This window comes from Mesorhizobium sp. LNHC232B00 (genome assembly GCF_000502435.1).
In the GTDB taxonomy this organism is placed as follows: domain Bacteria; phylum Pseudomonadota; class Alphaproteobacteria; order Rhizobiales; family Rhizobiaceae; genus Mesorhizobium; species Mesorhizobium opportunistum.
Map to the genome: position 1 here is coordinate 157,146 of NZ_AYWP01000006.1, position 12,236 is coordinate 169,381.

The window sequence follows — 12,236 nt, forward strand, 5'->3', positions numbered from 1 at the left end:
GGCGCACGCACGCTCAACCTAACGGCCAGGCGCCGCAATGTTTCCCTGCACACGCATTTGTGACTGGCCACGCAAAAAGGGGCGGTCGCCCGCCCCTTTTCGCATTCGCATGAAGCGGATCGTGCCGCTTACTTGACCGCCTTGTCGGTGATCGCGGTCGTGTAGGCGCCGGTCGGCTCCTTGGTGATGATCTTCTGATCGAGCAACGCCTTGGCGGTGCGCTCGTAGGTCGCCGGATCGAGCTTGCCGTCGGCGTTGTCGATCAGCTTGGCGACTTCGCTCATCATGCGCTTCTGGTGGTTCTCGTCCTGGCCGCCACCGTCCATGACGATGCCTGCGGCTTCGTCATTGTTGTCGATGGCGTATTTCCAACCCTTCATCGAGGCGCGTACGAAACGCACCATCTTGTCCTCGAAGGCAGGATCCTTGAGCTTGTCTTCCGAGGCATAGAGCCCGTCCTCGAGCAGGTCGTTGCCCATCGCCGAGTAATTGAAGACGGTCAGCTGTTCCGGCTTGTAGCCGGCATCGATCAGCTGCCAGTACTCGTTGTAGGTCATGACCGAGATGCAGTCCGCCTGCTTCTGGATCAGCGGCTGGACGTCGAAACTCTGCTTGAGAACGGTGACGCCGTCGGGGCCGCCATCGGTCTTGAGGCCGAGCTTGTTCATCCAGGCGTAGAACGGGTATTCGTTGCCGAAGAACCAGACGCCGAGCGTGTGGCCCTTGAAGTCGGCTTCGGTCTTGATCGGACCGTCCTTCGGGCAGACCAGCTCCATGCCGGCCTTCTTGAACGGCTGGGCGATGTTGACCAGCGGCACGCCCTTTTCGCGGGCGGCCAGCGCGCCGCCCATCCAGTCGACGATGACGTCGGCGCCGCCGCCGGCGATCACCTGCTCGGGAGCGATATCGGGGCCGCCGGGCTTGATGTCGACGTCGAGACCCTCGGCCTCATAGAAACCCTTGGCCTTGGCGACATAGTAGCCGGCAAACTGGGCCTGCGTGACCCATTTCAGCTGCAACGTCACCTTGTCGGCGGCCATTGCCTGGAACGCGGCGAGCGACATCGCGCCGGCCAGAACAGGAATAATCAGTCTTTTCATTTTTTTACCCTCTGAAGTTAGTGCCCTAAACCCACCGCCCCTATCCACCACGGACAGAGGGATGCCAAAACGTGACGGCTCTTTCGACAAGAGCGACCACGCCATAAAAGACCGAACCCGCAAGTGCTGCAACTGCGATTTCGGCCCAGACCATGTCGATGTTCATCCGCCCGACCTCGGTCGAGATGCGGAAGCCCATGCCGACGACAGGCGTGCCGAAGAACTCGGCGACGATGGCGCCGATCAGCGCCAGCGTCGAGTTGATCTTCAGCGCGTTGAAGATGAAAGGTGCTGCGGCCGGCAGCCTTAACTTGATGAGCGTCGGCCAATAGCCCGACGCATAGGTGCGCATCAGGTCGCGCTCCATATGGCCGGAAGCGGCGAGGCCGGCTACCGTGTTCACCAGCATCGGGAAGAAGGTCATGATGATGACGACAGCCGCCTTGGACTGCCAGTCGAAGCCGAACCACATCACCATGATGGGCGCTACGCCGATGATCGGCAGTGCCGACACCATGTTGCCGATCGGCAGCAGCCCGCGCCGCAGGAACGGCACCCGGTCGGCCAGGATCGCGGTGATGAAGCCGGCGCCGCTGCCCACGACGTAGCCGAAGATTACCGCCTTGAAGATGGTCTGCCGGACGTCGGCGCCGAGTATCGGCAGCGAACCGGCGATGCGCGCGCCGATGGCGCTCGGCGGCGGCAGCAGGATGAAGGGAATGCCGGCGCCACGCGTCACCGCTTCCCAGATGATCAGGATCCATGCCCCGAAGATGGCCGGAATGATCAGGCGGAGCGCGGTGCGGGCCCAATTTGCCATCGGGCGAAGCCCCGACAACCCCGCCACGCAACGCCAGCCAAGCAACCAGGCCGCCGTGAGCAGCAGAAAGTACGGTGCCAGTGCCGAGCCTTCAAAACCTGCAATGCCTGAGATCAGCAACCAGGCGACGAGATGGGCACCGGCAAACAGGACGACGGCTTCCGCAAGCGAAGGAATCCTGATCATCGAGATCAGCGCCGCCACTATGGCCAAGGCGAGCATCAAGCTCTTCGTTCCGAGGTAGGGATAGTTGATGCTTGCGGTCGGGTCCGCAAGCGCTGCCGCTTCCGGCTTCGACATCGCGCCGAGCGCCACTGCGATCACGCACAGCACGATCGCCAGCACCGCTTGCCAGGATGGCTTCAGCCAGTTCATGCCGGCCTCCCGCCCATGGCGCGGTCGACGAGGCGCCCGGCAATGCCGACCACCATGACCAGAAGTGCCGCCACGATCGAACCGGCAACCAGCGCCGACCAGATGTCGATCGACTGGCTGTAATAGGCGCCGGCGAGCAGCTTGGCGCCGATGCCCGCGACCGCACCGGTCGGCAGTTCGCCGACGATGGCGCCGACCAGACTTGCCGCCACCGCCACCTTCATCGAGGTGAACAGGAACGGCACCGAGGCCGGCACGCGCAGTTTCCAGAAGGTCTGCGAGGCACTGGCATTGTAGGTGTGCATCAGGTCGAGATGCATGATCTCGGGCGAGCGCAGTCCCTTCACCATGCCCACCGTCACCGGAAAGAAGGACAGATAGGTCGAGATCATCGCCTTCGGAATCAGCCCGCTGATGCCGATCGCCCCCAGCACGACGATGATCATCGGCGCCACCGCCAGGATCGGAATGGTCTGCGAAGCGATGATCCACGGCATCAGGCTGCGGTCGAGCGTCGCCACATGCACGATGCCGACGGCGATGATGATGCCGAGCGCGGTGCCGAAGGCGAAGCCGAGCAGCGTCGACGACAGCGTCACCCAGGCATTATAGACGAGGCTGCGGTTCGAATTGATGGGCCGCAGGAAGGTGTTTTCGAAGAAATTCACCGCCACCTGATGCGGCGCCGGCAGCGTCGGCTTCGGCTGCGCCAGCGTCTTACCGATGAATTCTACGGTGCCGGGGGTTTCGTTGGCACGGCTATCGAGATCGCGCTGGAACGGCGCGTTGAGGATAACGGCGAAGACGTACCAGAGCACGACCACGCCCAAGAGGATGGAGGTGACCGGGATGAGCTTGTCGCGGAAGGTGTCCATCAGGGACATTCCCTTCTTCCCGCCAACGGGAGAGAGCGATGCCACCCATTCTTCGTCATCCTAGGGCGAAGCAAGGAGCGAAGCGACGCGGCGCAGACCCTAGGATCCATGCCGTGACATCGATCGAANCATCCTAGGGCGAAGCAAGGAGCGAAGCGACGCGGCGCAGACCCTAGGATCCATGCCGTTACCTGTCCGACCCTCAGCGGCGCGGAATATAGCCCCCTGCGCCTCGCTCTGCGTGGCGGGTATTCTCAGCCGCTTGCACCCTTCGGCCGGCGTCACGGCATGGATCCTAGGGTCTGCGCACGCCGCTTCGCGTCGGCTCCGCCCTAGGATGACGAAGGCGTGGTTGGCCTCACCCGACCTCCGCTTCGCTCCGGCCACCCTCTCCCCGTGGGAGAGAGGAGGGAACTCATCTCCCGCCCGCTCAATCATCATAGCTGTGCCCTGCCCTCAGCCCATCGCGGACGCGCGCGGCAATTGCCAGGAATTCCGGCGTCTCGCGGATGTCGAGCGGCCGCTCCTTCGGCAGTGTCGATTCGATGATGTCGCTGACACGGCCCGGGCGCGGCGACATGACGACGATCCGTGTCGACAGGTAGACGGCTTCGGGAATGGAGTGGGTGACGAAGCAGATGGTCTTGTTGGTGCGCCCCCACAGCTCCAGCAATTGCTCGTTGAGATGGTCGCGCACGATCTCGTCCAGCGCGCCGAACGGCTCGTCCATCAAAAGCAGGTCGGCGTCGAAGGCCAGCGCGCGGGCGATCGAGGCGCGCTGCTGCATGCCGCCGGACAGCTGCCAGGGATATTTCTTCTCGAAACCCGCGAGGTTGACGAGGTCGAGCGTGCGCTTGATCCGTTCGCCCTGCTCGGCCCTGGACAGCCCCATGATCTCGAGCGGCAGCGCGACGTTGCGCTCGATGGTGCGCCAGGGAAACAGGGCGGCGGCTTGAAAAACATAGCCATAGGCGCGTTTCTCGCGCGCCTGTTCTGCTGTCATGCCGTTGACCGAGATCGTTCCCGAGGTCGGCTTCTCCAGGTCCGCTATGACGCGCAGCAAGGTGGTCTTGCCACAACCCGACGGCCCGATGAAGGAGACGAACTCGCCCTTGCCGATGGTCAGGTCGACGTTGGACAGCGCCTGGACCGGTCCGTCATTGGTCTGGAAAGTGAGGCCAAGTTTGCTTGCCGCGACGACGGCTGGCGAAATCCCTGTCATCGGCCGCGGCCTGCCTGTTCCCGCCACAGGGGCGCCGGCCGGATTCCGATTGCTTTTATCGCGATGTTGTTTTCCACTCGCCCTGTCCCATTGGCCCTGTTTCGCTCAATCGACGCCCGGAGTTTCCCCGATGTCGCCCAAACCCACTTGTCATCTTATCCGCCCTGAAAGCACTTATGAAGGCAAGCAGGGTTTGACCTATTTCGCCGGTATTGCAACGGAGTCGGTAGGCTCCTCCGGCATCTGCATGCATGTGCTCACCATGCCGCCCGGCGCTCGCGCCAAGGCGCATCTGCACGAGAACCATGAAACGGCGATCTACGTGCTCTCCGGCGAGGTCCATACCTGGTACGGCGACAGGCTCGAACATCACATCGTTGTCAAGGCCGGCGATCTCTTCTACATTCCGGCCGGCGTGCCGCATCTTCCGGCCAATCTGAGCAACGCCCCGTCTTCGGCCGTCATCGCCCGCACCGATCCCAATGAACAGGAAAGCGTCGTCCTGCTGCCGGAACTGGATGCGCTGGTCGCCTGAGGTCGACGGGATCGCCGTCATTTGCACCGCGCGACTTCCCCCATCACATTGCCGTCCTCATCGGCGATCGTCAATTTCTTGGCGTTCTTGGCGCTGCGCTTGATGGTGAACTTGGTCGGCTCCTGTCCCTCTTCACCTTCCGCCTCACATGTCGCGGTCATCACGAACGATCCGTCAGCCAGCGTTTGCGTCTTCGTGAACGTGCAGGCGCTGGCGGCGGTGATCAATTCCTTGGCGGTCAAAAGCAGCATCTGATCGGCGGCGACTTCCTGGCCATTGCGGTTGATGCAGCCATATTTGTCGCCATAGGGTTTCGACAGGTCGATGCCTGCCGCGAAAGCCTGGCCAGCAGCCAGAACGGCAACCATTGCAACAGACAGACCATAACCACGCATGCTCATTCCCCCATTGCCCAACGTCAAGAACATGATTGCAGCGGCCCCAGTTCTTCCAGGCCGGGAATGGTGACGAAGAAGCCAGCCTCTCCGTTGTTGGTGACCAGGATTGTTTCGACCGTCGTTCCCGCCTCGCCCTCGGCGGAACAGGTCGAACGCAACGATTGCGTACCCAGCGCCGACGTCAATTGCTGGTCGAACCGGCAACCACTGCCATAGGTCTCGATGCCTTCCGCGGTCAGCAGGATATAGGTATCGCTGTCCTGGTAGCCGGCCTTTACGCCGGCACAACCGACATCGTTGCCCCAGGAACCAGGCAGCACGCCGGCCGCATTTGCCGGACCACCGGCAACAGCCGCCAAGACCACCGAGAGCAGCGCGGCCGAACGCGCCAAGCTCAGACCCCCGTCGCCGGGATGCCTGACCGTTCCACTTTACGCGGCGCGGTGATGTCCTTCCACGTCGACAGCGCCCGGTTCACCGCCGCGTTGGGCTCTCGTCCGACGAATTGGCCGTGGCCGGGCTTGGCCTTGACCTCGGCTTCCTCGATCGACAGTTCGCCGCGCGAGAACACGAAGCGCGGCAGGCCGGTCACCTCGACACCTTCGAACACATTGTAGTCGATGACCGACTGCTGCTTCTTCGACGAAATCGTCTTTTTGCGTTTCGGATCCCAGACGATGATGTCGGCATCCGCGCCTTCGACGATGGCGCCCTTCTTCGGGTACATGTTGAGTATCTTGGCGATGTTGGTCGATGTCACCGCGACGAACTCGTTCATTGTCAGCCGCCCGGTGTTGACGCCCTTGGTCCACAGCACAGGCATGCGATCCTCGAGGCCGCCGGTGCCGTTCGGAATCTTCGTGAAATCGCCGACGCCGTTGCGTTTCTGCTTGGTGGTGAAAGCGCAATGGTCGGTCGCCACCACTTGCAGTGAGCCTGCCTGCAGACCGGCCCACAGCGAATCCTGGTGCAGTTTGTTACGGAAGGGCGGGCTCATCACGCGGCGCGCCGCATGGTCCCAGTCCTTGTTGAAATACTCGCTCTCGTCCAGCGTCAAATGCTGGATCAGCGGCTCACCGAACACCCGCATGCCCTTCTGGCGCGCCCGGCGGATCGCCTCATGGCTCTGCTCGCAGGAGACATGCACGACGTAAAGCGGCACACCGGCCATATCAGCGATCATGATGGCACGGTTGGTCGCCTCGCCTTCCACTTCCGGTGGACGCGAATAGGCGTGGCCCTCGGGACCGTTATTGCCGGCTGCCAGCAGCTTCTGCGAAAGGGCCGCGACCACGTCGCCATTCTCGGCGTGCACCAGCGGCAGCGCGCCAAGGTCGGCGCAGCGCTGGAACGACGCATACATCTCGTCGTCATCCACCATCAGCGCGCCCTTGTAGGCCATGAAGTGCTTGAACGAGGTGATGCCCTTGTCGACGACGGTTGCCATCTCGTCGAACACCTGCTTGCTCCACCAGGTGACCGCCATGTGGAAGGAGTAGTCGCAGGCAGCCTTGGAGGTCTTGTTGTCCCACATCTGCAGGGCTTCGAGCAGCGATTGCTGCGGCGCCGGCAGGCAGAAATCGACCACCATCGTCGTCCCGCCGGCAAGGGCGGCCCGCGTGCCGGATTCGAAATCGTCGGCCGAATAGGTACCCATGAACGGCATTTCGAGATGGGTGTGCGGATCGATGCCGCCCGGCATGATGTAGCAGCCGGTGGCGTCATACTCGTGGTCGCCATGCAGATCCGAGCCGATGGCGACGATCCTGCCGTGGCTGAACAGCACATCGGCCTTCCAGGTGCGGTCGGCGGTGACGACGGTGCCGTTCTTGATGACTTTGGTCATTTTCTTGTTCCCTTGTTCTCTTCGCGCTTCTTTGCGAGCGGCGTTTGGAAGGTAAATCTTTGAATTCACTCCACGATGACAGCCGTCTCCACCACCGCATGGAACAGCACGTCGGCGCCAGCGCTCGCCCATTCCTTGGTGATCTCCTCGGCCTCGTTGTGGCTCAACCCATCAACGCAGGGGCACATCACCATGGCGGTCGGAGCGACGCGGTTGATCCAGCAGGCGTCGTGGCCGGCGCCGGAGACGATGTTGCGGTGCGTATAGCCGAGCCGTTCGGCGGCATCGCGGATCGCCTTGACGCAGCCGGCATCGAAGGTCACCGGATCGAAATGGCCGACCTGTTCGATCTTGTACTGGATGTCGAGCGCATCGCAGATCGTCTCGATGCCTTCGCGGATGCGGCCATCCATGGCGTCGAGCACTTCCTTCTCCGGCGAGCGGATATCGATGGTGAAGACGGTGCGTCCGGCGATGATGTTGCGCGAGTTGGGATAGACTTCCATATGGCCGACCGCGCCGACGGCGTCGGGCTGGTAGTCCATGGCGATCTCGTGCACCAGTTCGATCACCCGGGCCATGCCGAGCCCGGCATTGCGGCGCTTGGGCATCGGCGTCGAGCCGGTATGCGCCTCCTTGCCGGTCAGCGTCACCTGCAGCCATTTCAGTCCCTGGCCGTGGGTGACGACGCCGATGTCGATATCTTCGTCCTCGAGGATCGGGCCTTGCTCGATATGCAATTCGAAAAAGGCGTGAATCTTGCGGTCGCCGACCTTCTCCGAACCCTTCCAGCCGATGCGCTCCAGCTCCTCGCCGAATTTCTTGCCGTTCTTGTCGGTATGCTCGTAGACGTCGGCCTGGTCGAGCACGCCGGCGAACACGCCGGATGCCATCATCGCCGGCGCGAAGCGAGCGCCTTCCTCGTTGGTCCAGTTGGTGACGACGATCGGATGTTTGGTTTTGATGCCGAGATCGTTGAGCGAGCGCACCACTTCCAGCCCGCCGAGCACGCCGAGCACGCCATCATACTTGCCACCGGTCGGCTGCGTGTCGAGATGGCTGCCGACATAGACCGGCGGCAGGCTGGGATCGGTGCCCTCGCGACGGGCAAACATCGTGCCCATCTCGTCGACGCCCATGTCGAGCCCGGCCGCATCGCACCAGCGCTTGAACAGGTGCCGGCCCTCGCCGTCCTCATCGGTCACCGTCTGGCGATTGTTGCCACCGGCAATGCCGGGACCGATCTTCGCCATCTCCATGATCGAATCCCACAAACGATCTGAATTGATTCGCAGATTCTCGCCGGGTGCGGCCATGCTCTAAAACCCTATCGATTGCGGGGGCGCCAACGTCCCCCTCCCCCTCGAGGGGAGGGTGGCCGCGAAGCGGTCGGGCGGGTCGCCTGACATAGACTCGACCTTCCCCTTGACCACCTGCGCGACATGCCACGCGCTATTTATGACATCGGGCTCGTCAACACGAAAGACATCAAAGCCGAGCGAACGCAGATACGCATCACGAGCGGCATCGTGGCGTTTGCCCTTCTCATGCTCGTGCATATCACCGTCGACCTCCACGATCAGCTTTACCCCGAGGCAAGCAAAGTCGACGATATAGGGGCCGATCGGGCACTGGCGGCGAAACTTGATGCCAGCCGCTTTCAGCTCGCGCAGCTCGTACCACAACAGCGATTCGCCCTTGGTCGCGTGAACTCGAAGCGCACGCGCTTTCTGGCGCATTTCGAAGCTCACGCGGGTACGGGGCATCAGAGGCAGCCTCGCGGCAAAAGATCAGGTCGGCGCCCGGTCGCACGGACCCCACCCGACCGCTTCGCGGCCACCCTCCCCTCGAGGGGGAGGGATATCCGCGCCCAAATCTTCAATCTATCGACCTCAGCACTTCGCGCACATGGTCGATCAATTCGTTGATCTGGCCCTTGGTGATGATCAGCGGCGGCGACAGCGCGATGATGTCGCCGGTGGTGCGGATCAGCGCGCCGCGTTCGAACGCCTTGACGAAGGCCGAGAAGGCCCGCTTGGTCGGGCTGCCGGCGATGGGCGCCAGTTCGATCGCGCCGATCAGGCCGATATTCCTGATGTCGATGACATGCGGCTCGCCCTTCAGCGAATGCAGCGCGTCTTCCCAATAGGGTGCCAGTTCCTCGCCACGGGTCAGCAGCCCCTCTTCCTTGTAGGTGTCGAGCGTGCCGAGTGCCGCCGCGCAGGCGACCGGATTGCCCGAATAGGTGTAGCCGTGGAAGAACTCGATCATGTGCTCGGGGCCGGTCATGAAGGCGTCGTGGATTTCCTTCTTCACGAACACCGCGCCCATCGGGATGACGCCGTTGGAGACACCCTTGGCGGTGGTCATGATGTCGGGCGTGACGCCGAAATAATCGGCGGCGAACGGTGCCCCGAGACGGCCGAAACCGGTGATCACCTCGTCGAAGATCAACAGGATGCCGTGCTTGGTGCAGATTTCGCGAAGCTTCTCAAGATAACCCTTGGGCGGCAGGATGACGCCGGTGGAACCGGCGACCGGCTCGACGATGACGGCGGCGATGGTCGAGGCGTCATGGAGCGTAACGATGCGCTCCAGTTCGTTGGCGAGCTCCGCGCCATATTCCGGCACGCCCTTCGAGAAAGCGTTCTTCTCCGGCAAATGGGTGTGCGGCATGTGGTCGACGCCGCCGAGCAGCGTGCCGAACATCTTGCGGTTGGTGACGATGCCGCCGACCGAGATGCCGCCGAAATTGACGCCGTGATAGCCGCGTTCGCGGCCGATCAGGCGGGTGCGCGAGCCTTCGCCCTTCACCCGGTGATAGGCGATCGCCATCTTCAGCGCGGTCTCGACCGATTCCGAACCGGAATTGGTGAAGAACACATGGTCCATGCCCTTGGGCGCGATGTCGACGAGCCGGTTGGCCAGTTCGAACACGATGGGGTGGCCCATCTGGAAGGCCGGCGCGTAGTCGAGCTCGGCGGCCTGATGCTGGATCGCCTCGGTGATCTTCGGCCGGCAATGGCCGGCATTGACGCACCACAGGCCCGCGGTGCCGTCCAGCACCTTGCGGCCATCGCTGGTCGTGTAGTGCATGTCCTTGGCGGACACGAACATGCGTGGCGCCTGCTTGAACTGCCGGTTTGCCGTGAACGGCATCCAGAATGCGCTGAGATCGTTCGGCGTGACTTTCAGCCGGTTGGACATGACCAAGACTTCCCCTTGTAACCTGTTTCGGTGCGTCCAACGCTTGGTCTTTGCCGCGCTTTCGTGCTACGCAAATTTTGACCGATTGGACAAACGTTAGCACCGCCCTGTCGGCGGTCAAGGGATTACTAGCGGAAATGCGGCTCCTGAAGTGCGTTCCACAGCCTGGGGAAAAACTGGTCCAGAGAATTGGTCCAGATGATCCTGAACACGAGGTGTTGCAACGGTGAACACTGGCACGGAAGCCCCTCGCCGCACCCGCATACAGCAGGAAAAGCGCGAACTGATCCTGGAAGCAGCCCTCGAGGTGTTCTCCACCAACGGTTTCCGTGGCTCGACCATCGACCAGATCGCTGAAGCCGCGGGCATGTCGAAGCCCAACCTGCTCTATTATTTCCGCCGCAAGGAAGACATTCACGAGACGTTGATGCAGCGCCTGCTCGACACATGGCTGGCGCCGCTCAGGGAACTCGACGACATCGGCGATCCGATGACGGAACTCAGGAGCTACATCAGGCGCAAGCTGGAGATGGCGCGCGATTTTCCGCGCGAGAGCCGGCTATTCGCCAACGAGATCCTGCAAGGCGCGCCGCGCATCATGCCGCTGCTGGCCGGCGAGTTGAAGACGCTGGTCGACGAGAAGGCCGCCGTCATCAAGGGCTGGATGCGCGCCGGCAAGATCGCCAGGACCGATCCCTGGCACCTGATCTTCTCGATCTGGGCAACCACGCAGCATTACGCCGATTTCGACGTCCAGGTCCGCGCCGTGCTCGGCCCGAACCGTGGCGGCGACGGCCGCTTCGAGGATGCCGCCCGTTTCCTGGAGCAGTTGTTCCTCGAAGGACTGAAGCCGAAGGCCTGACTTCGGCCTTGCCGCGACCGCTCAGGCGCTGCGCCGCTTGGCCGGCAGCGCGTCCAGCAATGTTTGCAGCTTGGCGATCGAGTTCTGCTCGGCGAGCGGCGTGTAGACGACCAGCCGCATGTCGGAACCATCGTCGATCGACAGGCTCATATGCTCGAAGGCCATCGCGCCGGCCGTGGGGTGCCGGACGTGTTTCAGGCCAGCCAGCCTTCGGGCCACGTCCCGCCGGGGCCACCAGTCGCGGAACTCCGGGCTCGATCGCATCATCAGCGCGATCAGCCGGTCGAAGGCCGGGTCGCCGACATATTTGGCGCTTTCGGCGCGAAACGATGCGAGCACCACGCGGGCAAGTTCCTCCCAGTCGACCAGCAGGCGGCGGTGGTGCGGACTTGTGAACACCATATGGACGATGTTGCGGGCATCTCCCTCAAGCAGGCCATAATCGCCGAACACCGCGACCGCCGCCGGGTTCCAGGCAAGCACGTCCCAGCGCCGGCCGACGACATAGGCGGGTTGCAGGACAAGGCTCTGCAGCATGTGCAGCAAGGCGCCATCGACCTTTTCCGGTGCGGCCACGCGGCGCTCCGGCTGTTGGCGGCCGGCAAGGATGAACAGATGGCGCTTCTCGATGGCGTCGAGGCGCAACGCCTCGCTCAGCGCGGTCAGCACCTCCACCGATGGGCGCACGTCCCTGCCCTGTTCCAGCCAGGTGTACCAGGTCGTGCCGACGCCGGCGATCATCGCCACCTCCTCGCGACGCAGGCCCGGCGTGCGACGCCTGAGGCCCGTGGCGATGCCCGTTGCGGACGGCGTCAGCCTTTCTCGGCGCGAGCGCAGGAAGGCGCCAAGCTCGCGCCGGCGGCTGTCTTCAGCGGAATGTGAGGGAGCATCCATGCGTCTATTATAGCAGTACCGATACCAGGATAAAGTTTGAACTGTTTGAGATCGACCCGATGTCCCATCTTGCGGCGGGAGCAGCAGACAGGAGGCTCCAAA

Annotated in this window: 13 protein-coding genes; 2 read left to right on the forward strand and 11 right to left on the reverse strand. The window is 62.9% G+C overall.

Features of this window, described 5'->3' with window-relative positions; all coding sequences use genetic code 11:
* Nucleotides 1-128: 128 nt before the first annotated feature.
* From X743_RS158575 to X743_RS158560, 4 genes are all read right to left on the reverse strand, one after another.
* Complete coding sequence (locus X743_RS158575) at nt 129-1,100, reverse strand: ABC transporter substrate-binding protein (RefSeq protein WP_013894623.1); 972 nt, start codon at nt 1,098-1,100, stop codon at nt 129-131.
* Between the two features lie 40 nt (nt 1,101-1,140).
* Entirely contained in the window at nt 1,141-2,295 is a 1,155-nt protein-coding gene (locus X743_RS158570; protein WP_023765173.1) for an ABC transporter permease, read from the reverse strand.
* Nucleotides 2,292-3,170: an ABC transporter permease gene (locus X743_RS158565; RefSeq protein ID WP_023765174.1), complete on the reverse strand. Its 879-nt coding sequence runs from the start codon at nt 3,168-3,170 to the stop codon at nt 2,292-2,294. The genes X743_RS158570 and X743_RS158565 overlap by 4 nt, the downstream gene beginning before the upstream one ends.
* A 430-nt stretch (nt 3,171-3,600) precedes the next feature.
* Nucleotides 3,601-4,392: an ABC transporter ATP-binding protein gene (locus X743_RS158560; RefSeq protein ID WP_023765175.1), complete on the reverse strand. Its 792-nt coding sequence runs from the start codon at nt 4,390-4,392 to the stop codon at nt 3,601-3,603.
* A gap of 130 nt (nt 4,393-4,522) precedes the next feature.
* Here X743_RS158560 and X743_RS158555 point away from each other — a divergent pair, with 130 nt between their 5' ends.
* Nucleotides 4,523-4,927 carry a cupin domain-containing protein gene (locus X743_RS158555; RefSeq protein WP_015317160.1) on the forward strand — a complete coding sequence of 135 codons (405 nt, stop codon included), beginning with the start codon at nt 4,523-4,525 and terminating at the stop codon, nt 4,925-4,927.
* 17 nt (nt 4,928-4,944) lie between these two features.
* Here the strand turns inward: X743_RS158555 and X743_RS158550 are convergent, their stop codons facing one another.
* The 6 genes from X743_RS158550 to X743_RS158530 form a co-directional block, all read right to left on the reverse strand.
* Complete coding sequence (locus X743_RS158550; RefSeq protein WP_023765176.1) at nt 4,945-5,322, reverse strand: hypothetical protein; 378 nt, start codon at nt 5,320-5,322, stop codon at nt 4,945-4,947.
* A gap of 23 nt (nt 5,323-5,345) precedes the next feature.
* On the reverse strand, nt 5,346-5,717 hold the full coding sequence (locus X743_RS158545) for a hypothetical protein (RefSeq protein ID WP_023765177.1): 372 nt from the start codon (nt 5,715-5,717) through the stop codon (nt 5,346-5,348).
* Nucleotides 5,718-5,719: 2 nt separating this feature from the next.
* A complete protein-coding gene (gene hydA / locus X743_RS158540) occupies nt 5,720-7,171 on the reverse strand; it encodes a dihydropyrimidinase (protein ID WP_023765178.1) in 1,452 nt (483 codons plus the stop codon).
* Between the two features lie 65 nt (nt 7,172-7,236).
* Complete coding sequence (locus X743_RS158535; RefSeq protein ID WP_023765179.1) at nt 7,237-8,487, reverse strand: Zn-dependent hydrolase; 1,251 nt, start codon at nt 8,485-8,487, stop codon at nt 7,237-7,239.
* A 3-nt stretch (nt 8,488-8,490) separates the two neighbouring features.
* Nucleotides 8,491-8,937, reverse strand: a complete 447-nt coding sequence (locus X743_RS21040; protein WP_023765180.1) for an endonuclease domain-containing protein — start codon at nt 8,935-8,937, stop codon at nt 8,491-8,493.
* Between the two features lie 112 nt (nt 8,938-9,049).
* The gene (locus tag X743_RS158530) at nt 9,050-10,378 is read right to left on the reverse strand and encodes an aspartate aminotransferase family protein (protein ID WP_013894612.1); all 1,329 of its coding nucleotides are present in this window, start codon (nt 10,376-10,378) and stop codon (nt 9,050-9,052) included.
* A 226-nt stretch (nt 10,379-10,604) separates the two neighbouring features.
* On the opposite strand from X743_RS158530, the gene X743_RS158525 reads away from it, so the two are divergent.
* A complete protein-coding gene (locus X743_RS158525; RefSeq protein ID WP_023765181.1) occupies nt 10,605-11,240 on the forward strand; it encodes a TetR family transcriptional regulator C-terminal domain-containing protein in 636 nt (211 codons plus the stop codon).
* Between the two features lie 21 nt (nt 11,241-11,261).
* On the opposite strand, the gene X743_RS158520 is transcribed toward X743_RS158525, so the two are convergent.
* Nucleotides 11,262-12,134: a helix-turn-helix transcriptional regulator gene (locus X743_RS158520; protein WP_023765182.1), complete on the reverse strand. Its 873-nt coding sequence runs from the start codon at nt 12,132-12,134 to the stop codon at nt 11,262-11,264.
* Nucleotides 12,135-12,236 lie beyond the last annotated feature (102 nt).